The organism is Methylocystis sp. Sn-Cys (assembly GCF_016745395.1).
Lineage (GTDB): Bacteria > Pseudomonadota > Alphaproteobacteria > Rhizobiales > Beijerinckiaceae > Methylocystis > Methylocystis iwaonis.
Genome location: NZ_JAERVJ010000003.1, coordinates 141,081 through 162,654, shown reverse-complemented (window position 1 = coordinate 162,654; position 21,574 = coordinate 141,081). Strand labels below are relative to the sequence as shown.

General features: G+C 64.0%; 21 protein-coding genes. 8 read left to right on the top strand and 13 right to left on the bottom strand.

All coding sequences use genetic code 11. The annotated features are described in order from the left end of the window. Positions 1–165: 165 nt before the first annotated feature. The 10 genes from JJT62_RS07895 to JJT62_RS07850 all read right to left on the bottom strand — a co-directional run bounded on the left by JJT62_RS07895 (position 166) and on the right by JJT62_RS07850 (position 10,040). Complete coding sequence (locus JJT62_RS07895; RefSeq protein ID WP_202072171.1) at positions 166–780, bottom strand: class I SAM-dependent methyltransferase; 615 nt, start codon at positions 778–780, stop codon at positions 166–168. Positions 781–990: 210 nt separating this feature from the next. Continuing rightward, on the bottom strand, positions 991–2,556 hold the full coding sequence (locus tag JJT62_RS07890; protein ID WP_202072170.1) for a hypothetical protein: 1,566 nt from the start codon (positions 2,554–2,556) through the stop codon (positions 991–993). 98 nt (positions 2,557–2,654) lie between these two features. After that, the gene (locus JJT62_RS07885; RefSeq protein ID WP_202072169.1) at positions 2,655–3,461 is read right to left on the bottom strand and encodes a MipA/OmpV family protein; all 807 of its coding nucleotides are present in this window, start codon (positions 3,459–3,461) and stop codon (positions 2,655–2,657) included. A gap of 328 nt (positions 3,462–3,789) precedes the next feature. Then, positions 3,790–5,040 carry a TadE/TadG family type IV pilus assembly protein gene (locus JJT62_RS07880; RefSeq protein WP_202072168.1) on the bottom strand — a complete coding sequence of 417 codons (1,251 nt, stop codon included), beginning with the start codon at positions 5,038–5,040 and terminating at the stop codon, positions 3,790–3,792. A 357-nt stretch (positions 5,041–5,397) separates the two neighbouring features. Further along, positions 5,398–5,976: a hypothetical protein gene (locus JJT62_RS07875; protein ID WP_202072167.1), complete on the bottom strand. Its 579-nt coding sequence runs from the start codon at positions 5,974–5,976 to the stop codon at positions 5,398–5,400. A gap of 763 nt (positions 5,977–6,739) precedes the next feature. Continuing rightward, positions 6,740–7,240 carry a xanthine phosphoribosyltransferase gene (gpt, locus tag JJT62_RS07870; RefSeq protein WP_202072166.1) on the bottom strand — a complete coding sequence of 167 codons (501 nt, stop codon included), beginning with the start codon at positions 7,238–7,240 and terminating at the stop codon, positions 6,740–6,742. A gap of 20 nt (positions 7,241–7,260) precedes the next feature. Beyond that, complete coding sequence (locus JJT62_RS07865; RefSeq protein WP_202072165.1) at positions 7,261–8,010, bottom strand: molybdopterin-binding protein; 750 nt, start codon at positions 8,008–8,010, stop codon at positions 7,261–7,263. Between the two features lie 99 nt (positions 8,011–8,109). After that, positions 8,110–8,424, bottom strand: a complete 315-nt coding sequence (locus tag JJT62_RS07860; RefSeq protein WP_246744775.1) for an HIT family protein — start codon at positions 8,422–8,424, stop codon at positions 8,110–8,112. Between the two features lie 475 nt (positions 8,425–8,899). Beyond that, a complete protein-coding gene (locus tag JJT62_RS07855; RefSeq protein WP_202072163.1) occupies positions 8,900–9,652 on the bottom strand; it encodes a hypothetical protein in 753 nt (250 codons plus the stop codon). A gap of 16 nt (positions 9,653–9,668) precedes the next feature. Continuing rightward, the gene (locus tag JJT62_RS07850; RefSeq protein WP_202072162.1) at positions 9,669–10,040 is read right to left on the bottom strand and encodes a Rieske (2Fe-2S) protein; all 372 of its coding nucleotides are present in this window, start codon (positions 10,038–10,040) and stop codon (positions 9,669–9,671) included. Between the two features lie 422 nt (positions 10,041–10,462). Here JJT62_RS07850 and JJT62_RS07845 point away from each other — a divergent pair, with 422 nt between their 5' ends. The 3 genes from JJT62_RS07845 (at position 10,463) to JJT62_RS07835 (ending at position 13,834) form a co-directional block, all read left to right on the top strand. Beyond that, positions 10,463–10,756, top strand: coding sequence for a helix-turn-helix domain-containing protein (locus JJT62_RS07845; RefSeq protein ID WP_202072161.1), 294 nt, complete (start codon positions 10,463–10,465; stop codon positions 10,754–10,756). 30 nt (positions 10,757–10,786) lie between these two features. Then, a complete protein-coding gene (shc, locus tag JJT62_RS07840; RefSeq protein WP_202072160.1) occupies positions 10,787–12,751 on the top strand; it encodes a squalene--hopene cyclase in 1,965 nt (654 codons plus the stop codon). 348 nt (positions 12,752–13,099) lie between these two features. Beyond that, complete coding sequence (locus JJT62_RS07835; RefSeq protein ID WP_202072159.1) at positions 13,100–13,834, top strand: phosphorylase; 735 nt, start codon at positions 13,100–13,102, stop codon at positions 13,832–13,834. Here the strand turns inward: JJT62_RS07835 and hpnH are convergent. Beyond that, complete coding sequence (gene hpnH / locus JJT62_RS07830) at positions 13,775–14,926, bottom strand: adenosyl-hopene transferase HpnH (protein ID WP_202072158.1); 1,152 nt, start codon at positions 14,924–14,926, stop codon at positions 13,775–13,777. The genes JJT62_RS07835 and hpnH overlap by 60 nt on opposite strands. Before the next feature lie 379 nt (positions 14,927–15,305). Here hpnH and JJT62_RS07825 point away from each other — a divergent pair, with 379 nt between their 5' ends. The 3 genes from JJT62_RS07825 (at position 15,306) to JJT62_RS07815 (ending at position 18,508) form a co-directional block, all read left to right on the top strand. After that, the gene (locus tag JJT62_RS07825) at positions 15,306–17,507 is read left to right on the top strand and encodes a hypothetical protein (protein WP_202072157.1); all 2,202 of its coding nucleotides are present in this window, start codon (positions 15,306–15,308) and stop codon (positions 17,505–17,507) included. 101 nt (positions 17,508–17,608) lie between these two features. Then, positions 17,609–18,025 (top strand): L,D-transpeptidase, encoded by a 417-nt coding sequence (locus JJT62_RS07820; RefSeq protein WP_246744774.1) that lies wholly within the window; start codon positions 17,609–17,611, stop codon positions 18,023–18,025. A 93-nt stretch (positions 18,026–18,118) separates the two neighbouring features. Next, on the top strand, positions 18,119–18,508 hold the full coding sequence (locus JJT62_RS07815) for a hypothetical protein (protein ID WP_202072156.1): 390 nt from the start codon (positions 18,119–18,121) through the stop codon (positions 18,506–18,508). 12 nt (positions 18,509–18,520) lie between these two features. On the opposite strand, the gene JJT62_RS07810 is transcribed toward JJT62_RS07815, so the two are convergent. Together JJT62_RS07810 and JJT62_RS07805 are read right to left on the bottom strand one after the other, a co-directional pair. Continuing rightward, a complete protein-coding gene (locus JJT62_RS07810; protein ID WP_210340603.1) occupies positions 18,521–19,036 on the bottom strand; it encodes a GNAT family N-acetyltransferase in 516 nt (171 codons plus the stop codon). Between the two features lie 216 nt (positions 19,037–19,252). Further along, complete coding sequence (locus JJT62_RS07805; RefSeq protein WP_202072154.1) at positions 19,253–19,927, bottom strand: tRNA1(Val) (adenine(37)-N6)-methyltransferase; 675 nt, start codon at positions 19,925–19,927, stop codon at positions 19,253–19,255. A gap of 241 nt (positions 19,928–20,168) precedes the next feature. Here JJT62_RS07805 and JJT62_RS07800 point away from each other — a divergent pair, with 241 nt between their 5' ends. Next, positions 20,169–20,411, top strand: a complete 243-nt coding sequence (locus JJT62_RS07800) for a hypothetical protein (protein WP_202072153.1) — start codon at positions 20,169–20,171, stop codon at positions 20,409–20,411. 115 nt (positions 20,412–20,526) lie between these two features. Next, entirely contained in the window at positions 20,527–21,537 is a 1,011-nt protein-coding gene (locus JJT62_RS07795; RefSeq protein WP_202072152.1) for a polyprenyl synthetase family protein, read from the top strand. Positions 21,538–21,574 lie beyond the last annotated feature (37 nt).

Below are 21,574 nucleotides of genomic sequence, written 5' to 3'. Positions count from 1 at the left end.
CGGCCTCTCCAACGTGAGTTAAAGGACGTCCTCATCCTGAGGAGCTGCCGAAGGCGGCGTCTCGAAAGACGGAGAAGTCCGATCGCGACGTGCTTTTCCTCCGCTTCGTCCTTCGAGACGGCCTCTTCGAGGCCTCCTCGGGATGAAGCGGAGGAAAAGGACCCCTCACCCGACTGCGCTGCCATGGCCGGCCTTGCGATAGCGCCAGACGCGGGCCGGGGGGATGTTCAACAGAACGGGCGCCGAGCCCTTCCCGACATAGGAGCCTTTGAGCCCATGGGCATGGATCGGCATGGGCGAGACGGTCAGGCCATAGGTGAACTGGATGAACAGACCGTCCTCGCCCATCAGCTCGAAGGCCTGATGCAGCAGCTCGACGCGATCACGTTCCGGGCGCACGAGAAGCGGAAGGCTGGAGACCACCGTCGCCACCTGCCCGTCGATCTTGTCCGCGAGCGTCTTCTTCAGCCCATAGGCGTCGCCCTGCACGATCTTCACGCCGGGATAGCGCTCGGCGAGCATGTGGCAGAAGCGCCCCTCATATTCGACCAGCACCAGCCGCTCGGCGGGAATGCCGCGCGCGAGCAGCGCCTTGGTGACGGGCCCGGTGCCCGGTCCAAGCTCCACGATCGGACCTTCGCGGGAAAGATCGACAAAGCTCGCCATGGTTTTGGCGAGCGCGGGCCCCGAGGGCTGGACGGCGCCGATGAGCCGCGGATTTTCGATCCATTGCTTGATGAATCGGGCGCTGTCGGCGAGCGAGGCTTTGGCGTTCTGCAAGGGCGGTTTCCCCGAATGCGGCTGTTATTTTTTGGTTTTGCGGCGCGCAAACGGCCCCGCTGCGGGGGCCGTGGGCGTAAGAATAGAAGAGAGCCCGGATAAAGACAACGCGACGGGTCGCTGGGTTCGCGCCGGTTCGCGAGACAGAAACGAGAATAGCCCCAGCCAGTCCTGCGTTTCATGCGACCCGGGCCGCATGGCGCGGTTCGATCAGTTGGACGCCGCGAGCGTCGGGCCGCCAGTCGCGCCGATATGCCTGGCCAGCGCGCCCCATTTGCGGAACAAGAATTCCATGTCGCGGCGCAGCGGCAGGAAAGCGGCGTCGATGTCGAGGCCCTGCCCCACGCGCTCGGCGACGGCGTTCACCTGCGGCATGCCGAGACACAGGCGCAAGGCCGCCCGGCCGCCGATCAGCACGGGCTGACCGACATGGCAGGCGCGCGGATAGTCGTCGCCGACGAGCGCGCCGCGCGTCGCGCGCAGCGACTCGTAGATCAGGCGCGTCTGGGCCGGATCGCCCTGATTGGCGAGGATCGGAAAGAGCGTCGCGGGCTTGCCGCCAAGACGCCAGTTCTCGGCGTCGAGGAAGTCCAGCTCGGCGTTGCTGGCGACGCCGCGACGGGCGGCCTCCACAAAACGCATCTTGATCTCGTCGCGCAGGCCCGCCTCTATTTTTGCGTAAGTCTCGATTTCCGCCAGCGCGGCGGTCCAGCGCAGCCCCAGTCCGAGATTGGCGGGCGCGAAATTCTCCGCCTCGAAGGCGCGGCCGAAGGATTGCGGCCAGTCGGATTGCGCGGCATAGGCGGCGAATCCCGGCGGCAAGGCCATGTCGCGCAGCGTTTCGGCCTTGTCGGCAGGAATGAGCAAAGCGCCGCAGAACGGCGGCCCGCCGGCGAATTTCGATCCCGTGATCATCACCAGAAAGCCGGCCGCGAGATCGGCCTTGATGTCGTCGAAAGAGCAACGAAGCTGGCTGGCGTCGACGAGAACGAGCGCCCGGCCTCTGGCGCTCGCAAGAATTTCGCGCGCGGCGGCGCGGCGCGGCCCGGCCCGGCCGGTCTTCGAGGAATCGAGCAGATGCAACAGCGTGGCGCGGCCCATGCGCAGGGCTTCGGCGACGGCGAGACCGGCGGCGCGGTCGACTTCCGCCGCCGCGCGCGGATAGCCCGAGGGGTCGCGGATCGCGACGCGGCGCATGACCACATCGTCATTTTCCCAGCCGGCGAGCGGGGCCCCTTTTTCGACATTCGGCTCGAAAGCCGCCGTCCCGGCAAAATGCGCGCCCGTGGCCGCCAAAGGCACGCCGCTGCCGGTTTCTTCCGGCGCGACGACAATCGTCGCGATCGGGCGGCGCAGCAGCGCCTTGGCTACTGCGAGCGCGGCGAGCCCCGCCTCCGTGCCCGAGGCGGTGAGAACGACCTCGACGCCCGGCGCGCCGAAGAGCGCAACGATCCGCGCGCGAATCTCGTCGAACCAGCCCGCAAGATCGGCGCCCGGTCGCGACAGGGCGTCGAGGGCGCCGCCGGCGGCGTCGTAGCCACGCGGGCTGACGGCGCTCGTCGTCGAGGAAGAAAACCAAAGCTCGTCCGGCGCGGGCGCCGCGGGAACGCCGTAGCGGTTGCGGCGCGTGACGGGATCGAGCCAAATCCGCTCGTCGCCGCCGGAGACGAGCATCATATCGAGCCGCGGATTTTTGGCGGCGCGCGCGTCTTTGCCGGCGCGGGAAGCGCTCGCAAAAGCCGGGTCCGCCAATAATCGCCTCGCTGCGTCGCTCATCAGTGCCCGTCGAATCATGGCCGCGCGACCATCGCGCGCCCGGCCAGTCTTGGCGGCGAGTGCTTAACAAAGGCTATGGATGTCGACGCAGGCGCGCCTCAAAACATATCGACGTAGAAGCTGTAGGAAACGCTCAGGCCGAGCATCCATTGATTAGCCGAGCCGAGATTGGTGACCAATGGGCTGGCCGCCGCGCTGCCGACGAGGCGGTTGTAGCGAAGGAAGGCGGTCGTCGACCAATCCTGCGACCAGTCGTATTTCACGGCGGCCATGGCGCCGAAGGATTTCACGCCCCAGGCCGCGACATAGGGTGGAACGGAGCCATTGCCCAGCGCGTCCTTCCAGGTGACGCCGAAAAGCTTGTTCATGTAAGCCTGATCGCCGATCGTCAGGCGCGGGCCGATGGAAAAGGTCCAGGCGCCGTGCTTTTCCACCCAGTCGAGATAAATCTCGGCGATCATGCCGTGATGGCCGAGGAAGCCATGGCGTAGCTCGGCCCGCGCGCGCAGCTTCTGGAACGTCCAGAATTCGGCAAATCCGCCCGCTTCGACCGTCCAATCGATGTCATGGACGCCATGGAGCTCTCCCCATGACGATTGTTGGCGCGGGCCGCGCAACCGGCCGGAAACGCCCGCTTTCAAAAAGCCGTTGTCATAGAGCGCAAAGCCGGGCGCTTCGTCCGGCGCGCTGAAGCCGACCGACGCGCCAGGCCGCCGCATGGACAAGCCCGGCAGAAGGAAAGGCGACAGATTTTTCGACCCCTCCCAGGTCTGCGAGAAACCGCCATGGGCGCTCACGGTGACGATCCATCCGGAGACCGGCTTGGGATCGGCGAGACTTTCCGCTTTTGCAGCCGACACGGAAACAAGGGCGGCCAGACAGCATTTTCCAAGTAATTTCGACATCGACCCGACACGAGGCTCCCCAAAAGGCCCCGCGAAGGTGCGCCGTTAAGCTTACCGCGATGGAAACGAGCATCGTAAACAGAAGGTTACGCGATATAAGCTGAATGGCGCGCGCGATTATCTTTGCAAAATATTTTTTGGCGTCACGATCGAAGCCACATTCCCCTTCCGTTTTGAGCAGCGCGCATTTGGGGCCTTGTCATCCCATGCCCGTCATTGCGAGCGAAGCGAAGCAATCCAGGGCGGCGATGCGGCCCTGGATTGCTTTGTCGGCTCCGCCTCCTCGCAATGACGGCGGCGATTTCCTCTGTTGGCCTTCAGACCGGCGTCAATTCACGAGCCGCGGCACGGCGCCGCCCGTAGAGCCGCCTGCGCCGGCAATCGAATAGGCGGAGCTCTTGAAGCTCCAGTTCAGCGTGTTCAAAATGACCGAGTTGACCACGATCGTCAGGGCGTCCGAGGTGACGTTGGACATGCTGTTGAAGGTGATGTTTCGGCTCGGCAGGTAAATGAGCCCCTGGAAGCTGTGGCCCGCCTGTCCGTTGATGGTGAACCCTGACTGCGCCAGGCCGACGGGCTCGTACATCAGGATATTCGCGTAGGTTCCGGAGGTCGGGGCGGTCAGATTCGCCGTTACGCCGCTGTTGATCTGCATGTAGGACGAATCGGCGAAATAGAAGGTCACCCCATTGCCGTTCATCGTCCAGCCGCTGTTCATGTTCCAGCCGACGCCCTTTAACACATAGAGACCGGGATTGAAGGTGACCGTCCCGCTGCCGTTGAAATTGAATCCGCCGCAATAGACCCCGGGGTTGAGCGTCACATTGCCCGAGTAATTCTGATTGCTGACGGTGCAGGCCCCGACGGAGACCGCCGGCAGCTTGCCCGCAAAGGGATCGGAGACGACCGGGCACCCCGTGCTGAGCGCCGGGATCGATCCGGCGTTGTTGAGGATTTGCGTGCCCGCGACGCAGAGCTTGGAAACGGAGAAGCTGTCGCCGCCGTTGAAGGTCGCCGCAGGCCAGCCCTTGGAGGCGACGTCGATCTCGCAGGTCGGCGCATCGATGACGACACTGGAATTGGCGAGCAATCCAGGGCTCGCGGTCGTGCTGAGCGCCAAGAGGCAAACGCTGTTCGAGCTCGCCGCCCCCGCTGTCCCGAGGCTCGCGGCGGCCTTCGCGCTGACCGTGGTCGAATTGATATTCACAATTCTCATGACCGTCGTCGGGACGACGAGAGCGCCGTTCACCTGATAGAGGCCAGCGGACGGCTCTGTTTCAGAGACGGTCAAACTCAAGCCGCTCGCCGCCGAGCCCATATTCGTGATGACGGACGACTGAGCCAGTTGCTGGCGCGCCGCCTGGGTGAGGCTCGCGTTTCTGGCCGCGACGAGCGCCGCCTCGTCGACCGCGTGCTGCAAACGCGACTTCATCATGGACGCAGAGGCGAGGTCCAAGGCGGCGCCGATCGACGCCATGACCGGCACGGCCGCGAGCGCGAAGATCATCGCAACGGAGCCCGAGCGTGAGCGCCGGAAGAGTCCAGCCAAGTGTGAGATGCAGCGTTTCGCGCGATTCATAACCCCCGCTCCCGATAGGCGTAAGCACAGCGACTAGCTTGACTATGTAAATCCCTTTCCTTTGCAATGGCTTAACTGGATTGGACAGCCGACGGGAAATTGCTCGGGCCGCGCTCGGCCGACGCGACGGCTTCCTTGGGCGCTAGACGGGCGGCGCGTTCGCCGAGCAGAGGGGTTGGCGCCGGCGGCGGGAAACAGCATATTCCCACGAGCTAATGTTTTTACGTTAGATTTTTACTGTGCAATAGCTGCATGTCCAACCGACAGCTCCAGCAGCCTATTGGAGGGATGGTCACCAAACCCTCGGCGCAGCGCAGATTCTATCCCCTTTGCTTTGAACGCATTTTCGCCATGCGTTCAATTTGGGTTCAAGGTCGTGGGCGCGAGTTTCAAAATTGAACGAAGTTTGCGCCAGGCATCTCGTGACAAGCCTCCGATCATCATTAAGGCGAAGCATTCTCCAAGACCTATGAATACGGGAATAAAAAGCACAAGTCTGCCCAAAGCGCTTCTGCCGGAACCTGAAAGGAAATCATCCGTCACGAAGAATGAAACCCACGTGAAGGCGGCAGATGATACAAAAAATATCGATAAGCCCCACCCTGCCAGCCGAAATTTAAACACGTCATATGTCTCGAATAAGCCCTTTCGTAAGGACCGTGAAAACACCATCATCATGAAGATCGCGATTATTTCCACGTAATTCAAAAATACGGCCCCAGTTAAGACTCTACGTAATGGATAGTCGCTCGCGGCGACCTTCGGGGCGAAAATTTCGTTGATCTGCAGCAGGGGCGGCCAACGCCCGACATCGTCCCAGAATGGCAATACCACTAGCAGAAGATATGTGGGGATTCCGAGCATTAAGTAGAAATGAAACCCTAGTTTCGCTGTATTGCTTTCGTTTGCGGACGTTTTGTCGCTGGGGTCGGTCATTGTCCAAATCCCTTATTGAAATGCTAGCATAAGTCGACAGCAGCTTTTATAACTTATACGAGATCCGCTTGATTGGTTCGCAGTCATTCCCGACGCTCACAAAGCGAGTGATTGGGGTCCAACGCAAAACCGGCGCTTTTTGTGGCTCTGGATTCCCTGTTGGGCTTTCAGTCCGCCGGGAATGACACGTGCCCATGCGAGCTATTCAAACGAAAATGGTATTATGTGTGTAGCCCAACCGCAGGATAACCATCAAAACCGCATCCCCCGATTTGCTCTAGATTTCGAGGCAGCCCTGCCCCGATTGACGAAGTTTAGACAAGACCGGAGCTTCAACAGTCCTGCCCGCTAATTTTCAATTGAATCAAACCACTCCGCCTGTGGATAAGTTTCTGGTGCGGGCGGCCGGAATCGAACCGGCACAGGCCTTGCGGCCCTACGGATTTTCATACCCGCTACGGCTTTCGCCGCCCCGCATGCGCGGGTTTGGGGTCTGGACTATCCCTTCGCCGTAGCGCGTTTCGCGCCTTAGGCGCCGCCCGTCTAGTCTCTACACCTTCCCGCCCAAAGGGCGGGCTTGGCTCGGGATCGCCACTTTCGAGGGTTCCCCGACTTTGAGCGGTTCTACTCCGTCGGTTTCCCGGGTGGAGCACTCAAATTTCTTCAAGTCCGTTGCGTCTACCAGTTTCGCCACGCCCGCGATCTGGAACGTCAGGCGCGTTATAGGGCGGCTCCGGCGACGGCGCCAAGCCTCATTTTAGTCTCACCGCCCCCGCGCCGGCTTGTGGATCGGCGCCTGAAAGGAGAGCCCCGTGTCCCAGGGGAAATAAATCCATGTGTCCTGCGAGACTTCGGTGACGAAAGTGTCCACCATCGGCAGGCCCTGCGGCTTGGCGTAGACGGTGGCGAAATGCGCTTTTGGCAACATTTCGCGCACGGCCTTGGCGGTCGCCCCGGTGTCGACGAGATCGTCGATGACCAGCACCTCCTCGCTCGGGCGCGACAGAATGGTTTGCGTGAGCGGCTTCAAAACCTCGAGCGCTTCGCGTTCGGTTTCCTCGTGATAACTGGCGACGCAAATCGTCTCGATGACGCGAATCCCCAATTCGCGCGCGATGATGCCGGCCGGCACCAGCCCGCCGCGGGTCACCGCGACGATCGCCGAGAAGCCGCCGATCGCCGCGAGCCGCCAGGCGAGCGCCCGCACGTCCCGGTGGAACATGTCCCAGGAGACGGGAAAGATTTTTTCCGCTCCATCCTGCATTTGAATCATCTTTTCCGGGCTCATGGCGCGAGTTCTACGAGCATGGCGCGGACGGCGCGCGTGGCAAGGTCGAGACTGGCGGCGTCGCGGCTGCGCAGCACGATCTGGTTTCTGATGCCGGCGCTGGAGAAACGGGGATAGGAGCCGATGCTCACCCCCTCATGCGCCAGCGCGATTGCCTCGAGCTTCAATGCGTAAGTCCCTTCCGGGATCGCGCCCGCTTCGATGGTTTCAACCTGGATGGGCGGGCCGGACCTGAGCAGCGGCCCGACCGTATCCATCATCGATTGCATGATAACCGGCACGCCCGCCATGACGATGACATTGTCGATCCAGAAGCCCGGCGCCTTGGAGGCCGCGTTGCGCACCAGCGCCGCTCCCTTAGGCACCCGCGCCATGCGGCGGCGGGCGGAGTTGAGCTCTTGCTCGGTGAAGCGCTCGCTCAGCAAGGCGATGGCGTCCGGGTCTTCCACAACCTCGACGCCAAAGGCTTTCGCCACGGCGTCGGCGGTGATGTCGTCGTGGGTTGGGCCGATGCCGCCCGTGGTGAAGACGTAACTATGCCGCGCGCGCAGGGCGTTGAGCGCCGCGACGATCTCCGCCTCGTTGTCCGGCACGACGCGCGCTTCGCGCAGATCGACGCCGATCTGCGCCAGATAATTGGCGATGTAGCGCGTGTTGACGTCCTGCGTGCGGCCGGACAGGATCTCGTCGCCAATGATGAGAACCGCCGCCGTCGCGGGCGCCTCGCCTGTTGCGGCTTCTGTCATTTCTGCCGGCCTCCCTGGAGGCATTATGGCGATGACAGTCCGGAACGCCAAGCCTGGCGCCAGAGAAGCAGGCGTGATCTTCGCCGCTCGCTTCCGCGTTCAGCCTTGGCGTGCGGGCGGCGGCGGCGTATCGCCGGCTCTGCGCGGAATGAGATGCAGATGGGCGTGAAAAATTTTCTGCCCCGCCGCCGCGCCGATATTCGAGCCGAAATTGAAGCCCCCCACACTGGGGTCGGCGCGCATGATGTCGCCACGCAGCGCCTCCGCCAGACGATGCATGCATTCGCGCTCGTCCAGCGTCGTATCGAAAACATCGAAAGCGTGTCGCTTCGGCAGAATCAGACTGTGGAGCGGGCGGACTGGATATTTGTCGTGCATGGCGAAAGCGAGATCATTCTCGCAAAGGACAGACAATGAAGCTCGATCGCAAAAAGGGCAGGAAGCGTTCGTCATTTTTAATTCCCATAGAAACAAAAAAGCGCGGAGCCAGGCGCCGCGCGTAGTTTATCAACAAACCTCCGAGGCGGCCTCGTCCTTCGAGACGCGAGCTTCGCTCGCTCCTCAGGATGAGGCCTAAGTGTTTTAGAAGCCCCTCATGCTGAGGAGCCTGCGCAGCAGGCGTCTCGAAGCACGAGGGGCGTCAACGTCACTCTCTCAGCAATCCGAGCGCGGAGCAACGCCTCGCGCGCTGTAAAGATGCAGCCCAAGTGATACTGGATCCGCTTGATTGGTTCCGTGTCATTCCCGACGCTCGCTTGAGCGAGCGATCGGGAATCCAGAGCAACCAGCGCTTTTGTCGCTCTGGATTCCCGGTCGGGCTCTCAGCCCGCCGGGAATGACATCTCCCGATGCGAGCCATTCAAACGGAAAGGGTATGAGCGTTGTCTCGCTACGCGCGACGCGCCAGCGATCTCAAAAACCCTTGCATATCGTCGCTCAAATCCTGCTCGATCGCCGGCGCCATTTTCAGCAGCATGTTGGCGATAAAGGCCTGATCGTTGCGCGTCTCGGCGAGCGCTTCCTGCAGCACCGGAACGCTGTCTTCGATATGCGCAAGGAAGGAGACGCCTTTCTCCAGCGTCTCGCTCCACTTGGCGCGCGTCCACACGGCAAGCGGAAACATGATTTCCTGCACGAAATTGGATTGCCGCGCCTTTTCGAAGAAGCGCAACCCCGCATTCCAATTCTCCCGCGCGCGCATCGGCGGCGGCGGAATATCGCCGCCGAGCATCTTATACGCCGCGGCGCCGACGTGATCTTCGAGGCTCATCGGCGAGTCGTTCGCGGCGCGGAAGCCCCAAAACGCCACCGAACCCGGAAAATCCTTGCCCAGACTTTCAGCCAGCGCGGTCTCGACCTTGTCCACCGCGGCCTTGTCGCCTTTCAGCGCGGCGGTCATGCAAAAGGCGAAGACGGCGTCGTTGCCATAGTTGGCCGCGACGCCGCCCTTCATCTGCTGCGGCGTGAGGGTCGGCGTCACGCCATCGGCCGGGGCTTGAACGTCGCCCGCGCGCAGCGCCGTGATGAAGGTCGTGATCTCCAGCCAGGGGACATAATTGGCGATGAAAGCGTCGGGATCGACATAGACAATCGCAAGATTGATGAGCTTCTTACGCCTTTGCAGCTCGGCCATATCCGTCATGAAAGCGTCCCCTTTCTCATTCGTCTGCAAGCATCACGCCGGTCACGCAGACGTCGCCGTCGTCGATGACGAGCTTGACGGGAGCGAGACGCCGCCCCTGGCAGGGACCGATGAAACATTCGCCCGTGTCGATGTCGAATTGCGCGTGATGCCGGCCGCATTCGAGGAAATTGCCTTCCTCGTCCATGAACTGGCCCGGCTGGGAGTCGAGCCGCAGCCCCTCGTGCGGGCACACATTTTCGAAACCGTAGAAGTTGTTGCCCTTGCGCGTGACGATGATCGGCCAGGGCGAGGTCTCGCCGCTCTCTTCCGCCTTCATCAGCACGAAGCCGTGGGCCTGCGCGTCGTCGATCTCGACTGTTCGACAAATCACAAAAAGCTCGTCCATGGGTCTGCCCCTTTCGAACAATGTCGAGCGCCTCGGGTCGAAAGAGGCGAGTTCGAATTTCGGGTAGCAAGCGATGCGCCATCCGCTTGGACCGCGCGCCTTCAGGCGCGCATTCTGGCGGCGCGCGCAGACCGCTGACAAAGCGCCGCCGACGCCCCTCGTGCTTCGAGACGCCTGCTGCGCAGGCTCCTCAGCATGAGGGGCTTTTGCATCTGCGCCAAACACTTAGGCCTCATCCTGAGGAGCGAGCGACGCTCGCGTCTCGAAGGACGAGGCCGCCTCGGAGGTTTATCGCCGCTGAGCGCGCCTGAAGGCGCGCGGTCCAATCTGCTGGGCCCAGCCTTGACCATATGGTTAAATCACTATAGTTGAACCACGCTCGCGAGCCGAGCGGAAGAACAGGCTCGAACAGGCTTGATAAGATGAGTGAAAGCCAGCCGACGCCGCGACATGCGGAGGATCACATCCTCAAGGCGCAGTTGGTCCATAAGATCGAGGCGCTCCTGAAGGCGCGCGGTCTCAAACAGGTCGAGGCGGCGCGGCTTTTCGGCGTCAGGCAGCCCGACGTCTCCAAGATGCTGCGCGGCGACTTCCGGCAGTTTTCCCTGGAGCGGCTCCTGCGCTTCCTCGTCGCGCTGGGCCAGGACGTCGAGATCGTCGTCACGCCGCACGGCGAGGGCGGCGCGGCGGAGACCGCCACGCTTCGCATCGCATAGCGCTATGAAATTGAGCAAAAAGGACAAACCATGACCGCAGCCCTTCGCGCCAGTGACGCCTCGACCGCAGATGCGCTCGAAGCGAGCATCCAAAGCGCCAAACACGCGCTTCTGGACCTCGGCAAGGCGGACGGCCATTGGTGCTTCGAGCTGGAGGCCGACACCACCATCCCCGCCGAATATGTGCTGATGCGCCATTTCCGCGCCGAGCCGGTCGACGCCGAGCTGGAGCGCAAGATCGCGGCCTATCTGCGCCGCATGCAGGGCGATCACGGCGGCTGGCCGCTGTTCCAGGACGGCGCCTTCAACATCTCGGCGAGCGTAAAGGCCTATTTCGCGCTCAAAATGATCGGCGACGACATCGACGCCCCGCACATGGCGCGCGCCCGCGCGGCGATCCTCGCTCATGGCGGCGCGGCGACCTCCAATGTCTTCACCCGCTCGCTGCTCGCGCTCTACGGCCAGATCCCGTGGCGCGGCGTGCCGGTGATGCCGGTCGAGATCATGCTGCTGCCGAGCTGGTTCCCCTTCCATCTCGACAAGATTTCCTATTGGGGCCGCACCGTTCTCGTGCCGCTCCTCGTGCTGATGACCTATAAGCCGTGCGCGAAGAACCCGAAGGACATTCATATCCAGGAGCTCTTCACGACGCCGCCGGAAGAGGTGAAAGTCTGGCCGAAGGGCGAGCATCAGACCTGGCCCTGGGCGCATATTTTCGGCGAGATCGACAAGCTGCTGCGCCTGCTCGAGCCGCATATGCCGAAGCGCTCGCGCCACTACTCCGTTCAGCTCGCCGAACGCTGGACGACCGAGCGCCTGAACGGCGTCGATGGCCTCGGCGCAATCTTCCCGGCGATGGTCAACAGCCTGCTGATGTATGACGTGCTCGGCATCCCGCAGACCGACCAGCGCGTCAAGGACGCGCGCGAGTCGATCGAGCGGCTGCTCGTCGTCAATGAGACCGAAGCCTATTGCCAGCCCTGCGTCTCGCCAGTGTGGGACACCTCGCTCGTGGCGCATGCGCTGCTCGAGACCGGCGACGCCGACGCGCGCGAAAAGGCGCGAGCCGCCTGCGACTGGCTCGCGCCGCTGCAGGTGCTGGACGTGAAGGGCGACTGGGCGGTTCAGCGGCCCGATTTGCGGCCCGGCGGCTGGGCCTTCCAATACGCCAATGCGCATTATCCGGACGTCGACGACACCGCCGTCGTCGCGACCGCCATGGACCGTCTCACCAGCGCCGAAGAGAAAAAGCCCTATGCCGAGCGCATCGCCCGCGCCAAGGAATGGGTGATCGGCATGCAGTCGAAGAACGGCGGCTGGGGCGCCTTCGACGCCGACAATGTCTATCACTATCTGAACCACATCCCCTTCGCCGATCATGGCGCGCTGCTCGATCCGCCGACGGTGGACGTCTCGGCGCGCTGCATCTCGATGCTGGCGCAGCTCGGCGACACGGTTGAATCGAGCGAATGCGTGCGGCGCGGCGTGGAGTATCTCTTGAAGGAGCAGGAGAAGGACGGCTCCTGGTTCGGCCGCTGGGGCGCCAATTACATTTACGGCGCCTGGTCGGCGCTCTGCGCGCTCAACGCCGTCGGCCTGCCGCATGCGCACGAATCCTATCGCCGCGCGGTGGACTGGCTCGTCTCGATCCAGAACGCGGACGGCGGCTGGGGCGAGGATCTTTCGAGCTACAAGCTCGACTACAAGGGCTATGAGCCCGCGCCCTCGACCTCTTCCCAGACAGCCTGGGCCCTGCTCGGCCTGATGGCGGCGGGCGAGGTCGACCATCCGGCGGTCGCGCGCGGCGTCGCCTATCTGCAGGCGACGCAGGCGCAGGATGGACTCTGGAACGAGCCGCGCTTCACGGCGACCGGCTTCCCACGGGTCTTCTACCTGCGCTACCACGGCTATCGGAAATTCTTCCCGCTCTGGGCCCTGGCGCGTTACCGCAACCTGCTGCAGACGAACAGCAAGCTGGTGCAGGTGGGGCTGTAGGGCCTTTCCGCCGATCGACAATTTCGGTGCGCACCATCCCTCCCCTTTACGGGGAGGGTGGCCCGGCGATAGCGGGGTCGGGTGGGGCCCGGCCGGGATCACGCCCAAAATTGTCGACCCCCACCCCTACCCCTCCCCGCAAGGGGGAGGGAACGATGCGGCCAGCACTGTCGATCGCTTCCCCCGCCTTGCGATCAGCGTTCTTGATGAAGGCCACGCTCAGCCCCCTCTCCCGCGAGAGCGGGGGAGGGTTGGGGAGGGGGCAACCCCCGCCTGCGTCCCTGTTTACCGTTGACTTCGCCTTCCGAAACATCGGAGGTAGGCGCGGTTGCAAAGCAGGGAGACGCCATGACGCTCGTTCAGAGCCGACGCAGGGAGGCGGTGCGGACAGAAGCGCGCGGCCCCGTCCTTGTCGTCACCGGCATGAAGCGCGAAGCCGCCTGCGCGATGGCGGAAGGCGTCGTCGTCCTGTGCAGCGGCGCCAGCGTCGCCCGCCTGCGCGTCGAGCTCGACCGCCTGCATGGGCGGCGTTTCTCGGCCATTGTGAGCTTCGGCCTCGCCGGCGGCCTCGATTACGCGCTGCGCCCGGGCGATATCGTCGTCGCGGACGCCGTCGTTTCCAATGGCGCGCGCCACGAGACGCATGAGCATCTCTCCGGCGCATTGGCGGAAGCCATCGCCGCCAAGGGCTGCAAGGCCGTTTCGGGCGCGATCGTGGGCGTCGATGAACCGGCCATGGATACGATGAGCAAGGCGTGGCTGCGCGAATCGTCGCGCGCCCATGCGGTCGACATGGAGTCCCATCTCGCCGCCGAATACGCCCGCGACTGGAAAATCCCCTTCGTCGCGCTGCGCGCCATCAGCGATCCTGCCTCGCGCGCCCTGCCCCCGCTCGCCGCCAAGGCGCTGACGCCCGAGGGCGACGTGGACGGAAAAATTGTGGCGCGCGAACTGCTCCGCGCGCCACGTCAAATCGGCGAATTGATCCTCGCGGGCCTCGATTCCCGCGCGGCCTTCGGCTCCTTAGGCCGCTGTGGACCGCTTCTCGGACCGCTCGCGCGCCTCATGCTCGCGGATCTCTGAGAGCCGGGCGATGTTCTCGTCATAGACATATTCGGCCGGGCGCTGGTTCTCGAGCGAGATGTCCGCCGCCATCGGTCCCTCGGTGCGCACGCCGAAGAGCGCCACGGCCGCCGCCTTCCACGGGCGCTTCACCGTATCGGCAACGGCGCTCGGCTCGAAGCCGCAATGGACCATGCAGTCGGCACATTTCTCGTAGTTGCCGACGCCATAGGCGTCCCAATTGGTCTCTTCCATCAGCTGCTTGAAGGTCGGCACATAGCCTTCGCCGAGGAGATAGCAGGGCCGCTGCCAGCCAAAGACCGTGCGCAGCGGATTGCCCCAGGGCGTGCAGGCGTAGCTTTCATTGCCGGCGAGGAAGTTCATGAACAGGCCGGACTGCTGAAACGCCCAGGCGCGCCCGCCGCGGCCGCGACGCAGGATGTCGCGGAACAGCTCCTTGGTCTTCTGGCGGTTCAGGAAGTGGGTCTGGTCCGGCGCGCGCTCATAGGCGTAGCCGGGCGACACCGTCATGCCGTCGATGCCGAGCGCCGTGGCCTCGTCCAGGAACTTGGCGACCTTGGCCGGATCGGCGTCGGCGAAGAAGGTGCTGTTGGTGGTGACGCGGAAGCCCTTGGACTTGGCGAGTTTGATCGCCTCGACGGCGCGCTCGTAGACGCCTTCCTGGCTCACCGCCCGGTCGTGCATCTCCTTGTCGCCGTCGAGATGGATCGACCAGGTGAAATAGGGCGAGGGCTTGTACTGGTCGATTTTCTTGGCGAGCAGCAGCGCATTGGTGCAGACGATCGCGAATTTACCGCGCTTCGCAATGCCCTCGACGATCTGCGGCAAATCCTTGTGCAGCAGCGGCTCGCCGCCCGCGATGACGACGACCGGCGCGCCGCATTCGTCGACCGAGGCGAGGCATTCGTCGACCGAGAGCCGCTTGTTCAGGATGTGGTCGGGATAGTCGATCTTGCCGCAGCCGGAACAGGCCAGGTTGCAACGAAACAGCGGCTCCAGCATCAAAACGAGCGGATAGCGTTTCCTGCCCATAAGATGCTGCTTGACGAGATAAGAGCCGATCTTTGCAACGTAACGGAAAGGTATGGACACGGCTTGTTCCTGCTATGGTGCGCGAACCGTCAAGGGGCCGCGAGACAAGAGGCGCCGGCGCGCGTCCTGCTGCGACCATCGCGCCGGTTCGGCCGTCTAACACGAAAAAGCTAGGGAGGAAAACCCGCCCAGCCAAGGGCCTGCAAGCTACTTGGACCGCGCGCCTTCGGGCGCGCATTTGGGCGGCGCGCCTGAAGGCGCGCGGTCCAAAGAGCAGACAGCTTGCGAAGCGGCAAAAATAGGTCTCATTTCCATCGCATCAACCGCGACGGTTAGCGAGCTGGCGGCCGCCGACCTCCCCGTAAAGGGGAGGTATGGGGACAGGCTAGCCAGATTGCCGAGGCCCATGATGCGGGGCTGATTGGAGGAGCGCTATTCAATGACTGCCGCGAGCCCGCCCGCCCGTCCCGCCGTGAGTCCGGCCCCGCGCCGCCTTGCCGCGCTTTTCGCGCCGCTCAAGCGCTTCTGGGCGGGGGACATCGACCTCGGCCGCATCGGCATGGCCGTGACCCTGCCCGTCCTCGCCTGGGTTTTCTACACGACCTCCTCCGGCATGATCGACATCATGCAGAAGGAGCAGGGCGACGTGGTCGGGATCGCCGGCACTTTCGTCGCCACCACGGCGGTGCTCGTCATGCTCGCCTCGACCTCCTGGTCGCTCGGCGCCGACCTCGCGGCGCTGATCGCGCGGCGCCGCATGGCCCGCGAGCGCATGGTGGTGAAGACGGCCGTGACGGCGGCGGTCTTTCTGTTCGTCTTCTCGATCTCGGCCTTTTTTTCTTTCACTTATTATTACAACAACATCTTCAAGCTCTCCTCGCGCAAGATCGTCGCCGAGCTGCAACCCATGGAGCTGGCCGCCGACGTCATCCTGCCGGCGACGAAAGAGATCAACGCCGCCTATGAGGCCGCCTCCGGCAAGATCGTCGCCGACCCCGCCTTCAAATCCTATCTCGACTCGCTCGACGCGCTGATCGACACGGCGCGGACCGCCGGCCCCGCCTTACGCGAGACCATCCGCAAGAGCCAGGAGGCCCAGCAGGCCGTGCTGGCGAAAGCCGCGCAACAGGCGGCGGCGGAGCTCGAAAGCGCCAACGCCGCGCGCCGCCAATTTGACGAAGGCCGCGCCGAGATCGCCGCGCTGGAGAAAAGCGTCGAGAACCTCGACGCCACCATCAAGGCCAAGCAGGAAGAGATCGCCGCTCTTAGCCTCACCGCGCGGCAGGAGGAGCAGCTTGCGGTCGACGCCGAGCACGGCCTCGACAATCGCGGCGCGGCCTGCGGGGTGAACTGCCGGACCCATCGGCTCAAGGCCGAGGAAGCCAATCGCCGCATCGCCGCCATCCGCCAGACCCTCGCCGGCCCGACCGCCGAGCGGGCCGCCGCCCTGAAGAAACGCGACGCGCTGGCCGCCCAGTCCATCTCGCTCAAGCAGAAGGCCGAGCTTGCCGGCGACGCCGCCAAGCGGCCCATGCCCAAGGCGGAAGCCAGCCTCGATCTCGACGCCACGCTGCGCGATCTCACGACGCTGCGCGACCAGCTTCGCGTCGAGCCGACATGGGCGCGCGTCCATGAGGCCAAGCCGCTCTGCGAGCCGATCCTCGCCGCGGCGCGCCAGTCCAATGCGCTGCCCGCGGCGGTCGGCGGCGACTTCGCCTGCGAGCCGCAAGGCGCGGCGCGGGACCTCCTTTCAGCGCGCGAGGAGGCCATCGCCGCCCGCGCCGCCTTCGACAAGAAATGCGGGCTGGAGACGGGCCTGCGCGACGAGCTGACCGCCGTCGTCGCCAAGATCCGCGCCGCCCCGGCCGCCGACAGAACCGCCGCCGCCAATGGTTTCAACGAAGCGAAGGGCCTTGTCGACGCCTGCGTCATGGCCGGCAAGGCGGTGGGCCTCTCCGAAGACGACGTGCGGGAGCTGTTGAAGAAAAGCGACGCTTATTTGCGGGCGCATTCCACCGAGCGTAACAAATTCGAACTCGCCCGCGAGGCCTTCTGGAGCTTCACGCCCGATTCGACCATGGCGATTTGCGTCGCGATGGCGCAGGACGCCTTTCTCTTCATCATGAAGTTCCTGTCGGAAATCTTCAAACGCGGCTTCGAGCCGCGCGAACGGCGTCAGTTCATGACGCCCATGGATTTGACCGACGACGAGGAGGAGCCCGTCGAAATTCGCGCCATGAAGGCAATCTTGCGCGTCGCCCGGCCCATGCGCGGCGATATGAGCACGATCGACCCCAAGGACCCAGCGCTGCAGCTCCTTGCGCAAAATGTGCAGGACAATCTCGTCGCCATCCTCAACCGGCTGGTGCGCGACGAGATCGCCCATGTCGACCGCAAGGGCGCCTATGTCGTCGATAACGTCACGATTTCCCAGGTCGAGTCGCGGCTCTTCGCCGCGAGTAAACCCAGAACCCGCGGGCGTTATGGTTTTGACGGCTTTGCAGCGAACAGCGGTCCCCGCGCCTATTACAGCGATCCTATCCTCGCGCAGGCCCGCCGACGCCGGCCCGCGGCGCTGGAGCGCTATCTGGCGCGGGAAGATGCGGAGTCGGCCGGTCAGCCGGGCGCCCCGCCGGCCTAATTCGTCCTGTCGTATTGGACGGCAGCGCTCAGCGATGCATATTATATGGGCGGTCGAGCGATTGGCCGCCTTTCGCCCGCCCAGGCGCCCGGAGTTCTCCTATGCGCTACTGGCCCTTGCTCCTTGCGCTGCCCATGGCGCTCGCCATTGGCGGGACGGCGCAGGCCGTCGTGCGCGTGCATATCGATCTGTCGGCCCAGCGGATGTATGTCGTCTCGTCCTCGGGCAGTTACGTCTGGCCGGTGTCGACCGCGCGCCGGGGCTATCGGACGCCGCGCGGAAGTTTTGCTGCGAAATCGCTGCAGCGCCTCCATTACTCCAGCAAATATGACAACGCCCCCATGCCGCATTCGATCTTCTTTTCGGGCGGCTACGCCATCCATGGCACTTATGCGACCCGCTCGCTGGGCCGGCCCGTCTCGCACGGCTGTGTGCGCCTTTCCCCAGGGCACGCGGCGATGCTTTACGACATGGTGCGGCGAGAGGGCGCGCGGATTTCGATCAGCGGGGGACGCTAGCCTCCCAGTCTTCCCAACGCAGCGCCCTTGCTTGCCTTGCTGACAGAACGGCTTTCAAATGCGCCGACAAAAAGAAAGAAGAGGGAGGAGATCATGAACAAATGGGTTCTTGCTACGGTCGCGGCCGTGCTGGCGATCGGCGGCCCCGCATCGGCGGCCGGGACGACATGGCTCGTCACCGAGGAGAATATCGCCGGCGTTCGGGGCGCTCAGGGCTCATGGACCGTCAAGAAGGACGGAGACAGACTGACCGGCGACGCCTCGATGCAGACGGACAATGGCAAGTCGCTGACCTACAAGGTCGAGGGCTCGTTCGAGGGCGGCGTCTACACCATCAAGCTGAGCGACCGTAGCGACGGCAAGAAGGACTGCGTCTGGACCGGACACGCCCCGGCCGCCGGCGGCGCGCAGAGCAGCGGGCTGCTCGGCTACGCGGAATGCGAAGGGACAAAGCTCATCATCCGCGCGAGCATCGTGCAGTAAAGACGGGCGGCTTCAGAGCGAGAGCTTCTTCACCATATAGCAGGCGCTTGGCCCGTAGCTCTGCAGCTTTTCGGCGAGCCTGTCGCTGGAAGCAGCCGCGAACCCCATCGCGCGCCAGAAGCGGCCCGTTCCATAGACAGACGCCAACGCAATAAAACCGACGCCCTCCCGGCTGGCGAGGAGGCCGAGCCGGTCCATCAATTGCGCAGCCGCCCCGCGCCCGCGCGCGGCCGGGATCACCGCGGCGTCGTGCAGATAGAGACAGTCGGGCGAGGGCGGCAATCTTTCGAGAAAAGCGTCGAGCGGCGGAATCTCGAAAAGCGCCCAGGGATGGGAAATGGCGTAGCCGACGAGCGACCCGCCCTGCTCCAGAGCAAAGCAGCCGGCGGGGAACAGCCTGAATTTTTCTTCGAAAACCTCCTGCCGCTCGGGCAGTCCGGGATGGACGCCAACGGCGATCCGGCAGACCTCTTCGAGATCGCCTGGTCTCATCGCCCGCCACAAGGGCTTCTCGGCGTCTGATTCCATTTCCGTTTGATTGGCTCGCATGGGGAATCTTATTCTTGGCGATCGGGAATCGAAAACCACAAAAGCGCTGGTTTTGCCCAGAGCCCGTCATTGCGAGCGACGCGAAGCAATCCAGGGCCGCATCGCTGCCCTGGATTGCTTCGTCGGCTCCGCCTCCTCGCAATGACGGCGGTGATTTTCCTGTGTGTCCAAACGATGCGAGCGTCTCGACTGAACTCACACGACCAGCCCTTCCAACACGCTCATCGGCGCCCGCGAGCCCTTCACCCCGGTCACCAAAATCCGCACCGCCGGCGCGCCGGGGCGGGAATAGACCGGCTGCACCGTGACGCCGCCGAGCCGCCCCGCAACCGAAGCGAGGCACTCATATAAAGCGTCGGCGCGGTGGACCATGGCGAAGACGCCGCCCGGCGCAAGCAAGGCCAGGCAGCCGCGCACCCATTCGGCCAGCGGCACGGCGGCGACATGGGCGCGGGCCTTGTCCGGGTCGGGCGTCACCCGCACGCGGTCGGCTTCGTAAAAGGGCGGGTTGGTGAGCACGAGCGCCGCCTTTTCCTCCGCAAGCCCCGCCGCGCGGCGGGATTTGGCCGAGGTCGCGTCGCAGCAGTAAACCGACACGCGCCCCGAAAGCGCATTCAGCGCGACATTCTCCTGCGCCAGCCCGCAGCTCTCGGGGTCGATCTCCACGAGGCCGACAGTCGCAGCGGGCGCGAGCGTGGCGGCCATCAACCCGACAGCCCCCGCCCCCGCGCCAATGTCGAGAATGAGCCCAGATTGATTCGCGTCCGTGAGGGAGGCCAGCAGCACGGCGTCATGGCCGGCGCGATGGCCGCGCCCCTGCATCAGGCGCAGCCTGCCGTCGAGAAAACCATCCGCCGCTTCAATGCTCATTGTCCGGACAGTTCCACGCGCGTCCGCTGTCCACAAGCGTGACGTCGACAATATGAAGTATTTTTAACTTTCCCCCGACCGGGCGGGCATCCCGCTGAAATCCATCGGCTTATGTCTTTGGCGCGGCCGCGCCTTCACGCGCTCGGTAAAATTTTAGCCATTCGATTAAGCTTACGCTCGCGCGCCCCGTGGCAAGACGACGCATGTTCTGCCGCTAATCTCGCCAAAACCGGTCTTTGCCATGACGATCCGCCTCTACGGCAATGTTAAGAATCAGGGTCCCGTCCCGCAAGCGGAGCTCGGCGCCCGGCTGAGCCAATTAGCCATATGCTGCCGTGGCTTGGAATGGGCGATCCAGGATTTATGCGCTGGCGCCGAGACCGACTCCGGCCGCCGCCTCTCCGAACTCGCCTCGCGCCTTGCCGAGCAAAGTGAACGGCTGGCCCAGACGCTGGCCGCCGAGATCGAGGAGCCGCTCGACTAACCGCTTGCGGCGCCCCAAAAAAGCCGGCAAGCAGGCAGGGGAGCCGTCGACTTGCCGGTAAGGACGCAAGGACGTAAATTCCCAAAGCTAGGTTGTTTTGTCCGCAGGGGGGTCCGTGGGTATCGTTATTCCGCTCGAAGAGAAGAAAAGCGCGGGCCTCGAGAGCCTTCTCGAACTCATCCGCCCGGACCTCGAGCGCACCAATCAGCTCATCATCCAGCGCATGGGTTCCGACGTCACGACGATCCCGGAGGTCGCCAACCATTTGATTTCGGCTGGCGGCAAGCGCCTGCGGCCGATGCTGGTGCTCGCGACGGCCAATATGTGCGGTTATAAGGGCGACGGGCATCTCAAATTCGCCGCCGGCATCGAGTTCATGCACACGGCGACGCTGCTGCACGACGACGTGGTCGACGAATCGGACATGCGCCGGGGCAAGATCGCCGCGCGCATGCTCTGGGGCAACCAGACCTGCGTGCTCGTCGGCGACTTCCTGCTCGGTCACGCCTTCAAGATGATGGTCGAGCCCGGCATGATCCCGCCGCTCAGCATCGTCTCCCAGGCCGCCGCCGTCATCGCCGAGGGTGAAATCCTGCAGCTCAACGCCGCCAAGGACACGACGACGACCGAGGACGCCTATATGGGCGTCATCCGCCGCAAGACGGCGGAGCTCTTCGCCGCCGCGGCCGAGGTGGGCGTCATGCTCTCCGGCAAGCCCAAGGCGGATGAGGCCGCCGCGCGCAGCTACGGCATGAATCTCGGCATCGCCTTCCAGCTCATCGACGATGCGCTGGATTATGGCGGCTCCTCCGCCAAGCTCGGCAAGAATGTCGGCGACGATTTCCGCGAGGGTAAGATCACTTTGCCGGTCGTGCTCGCCTTCCGCCGCGGCAGCGAGAAAGAACGCGAGTTCTGGCGGCGCACGCTGGAGAAGGGCGAAATCAACGACGGCGACGTCGAGACCGCCTGCGGCCTGATGAAAAAGCACAAGGCGCTCGACGACACGATCGAGCGGGCCGCGCATTACGGCGCGATCGCGCGCGACGCCATGGAGATTTTCCCGGCCTCGCCGTGGAAGGACGCGCTGCTCGAAGTGGTCGATTTCTGCATCGAGCGCGTCTACTGAACAACGCGCCACGCAAGCATTCGAGACGCCGGCCGCG

Excerpts from the sequence above, each read along its gene's own strand:
- JJT62_RS07875 (WP_202072167.1), bottom strand. The coding sequence starts at position 5,976 with ATGACCGACCCCAGCGACAAAACGTCCGCAAACGAAAGCAATACAGCG.
- JJT62_RS07825 (WP_202072157.1), top strand. The coding sequence starts at position 15,306 with ATGACTGCCGCGAGCCCGCCCGCCCGTCCCGCCGTGAGTCCGGCCCCG.
- JJT62_RS07850 (WP_202072162.1), bottom strand. The coding sequence starts at position 10,040 with ATGGACGAGCTTTTTGTGATTTGTCGAACAGTCGAGATCGACGACGCG.
- JJT62_RS07885 (WP_202072169.1), bottom strand. The coding sequence starts at position 3,461 with ATGTCGAAATTACTTGGAAAATGCTGTCTGGCCGCCCTTGTTTCCGTG.
- JJT62_RS07815 (WP_202072156.1), top strand. The coding sequence starts at position 18,119 with ATGAACAAATGGGTTCTTGCTACGGTCGCGGCCGTGCTGGCGATCGGC.
- gpt (WP_202072166.1), bottom strand. The coding sequence starts at position 7,240 with ATGCAGGATGGAGCGGAAAAAATCTTTCCCGTCTCCTGGGACATGTTC.
- JJT62_RS07855 (WP_202072163.1), bottom strand. The coding sequence starts at position 9,652 with ATGACGGATATGGCCGAGCTGCAAAGGCGTAAGAAGCTCATCAATCTT.
- JJT62_RS07800 (WP_202072153.1), top strand. The coding sequence starts at position 20,169 with ATGACGATCCGCCTCTACGGCAATGTTAAGAATCAGGGTCCCGTCCCG.
- JJT62_RS07845 (WP_202072161.1), top strand. The coding sequence starts at position 10,463 with ATGAGTGAAAGCCAGCCGACGCCGCGACATGCGGAGGATCACATCCTC.
- JJT62_RS07805 (WP_202072154.1), bottom strand. The coding sequence starts at position 19,927 with ATGAGCATTGAAGCGGCGGATGGTTTTCTCGACGGCAGGCTGCGCCTG.
- JJT62_RS07820 (WP_246744774.1), top strand. The coding sequence starts at position 17,609 with ATGCGCTACTGGCCCTTGCTCCTTGCGCTGCCCATGGCGCTCGCCATT.
- JJT62_RS07880 (WP_202072168.1), bottom strand. The coding sequence starts at position 5,040 with ATGAATCGCGCGAAACGCTGCATCTCACACTTGGCTGGACTCTTCCGG.
- JJT62_RS07865 (WP_202072165.1), bottom strand. The coding sequence starts at position 8,010 with ATGACAGAAGCCGCAACAGGCGAGGCGCCCGCGACGGCGGCGGTTCTC.
- shc (WP_202072160.1), top strand. The coding sequence starts at position 10,787 with ATGACCGCAGCCCTTCGCGCCAGTGACGCCTCGACCGCAGATGCGCTC.
- JJT62_RS07810 (WP_210340603.1), bottom strand. The coding sequence starts at position 19,036 with ATGGAATCAGACGCCGAGAAGCCCTTGTGGCGGGCGATGAGACCAGGC.
- JJT62_RS07890 (WP_202072170.1), bottom strand. The coding sequence starts at position 2,556 with ATGAGCGACGCAGCGAGGCGATTATTGGCGGACCCGGCTTTTGCGAGC.
- JJT62_RS07835 (WP_202072159.1), top strand. The coding sequence starts at position 13,100 with ATGACGCTCGTTCAGAGCCGACGCAGGGAGGCGGTGCGGACAGAAGCG.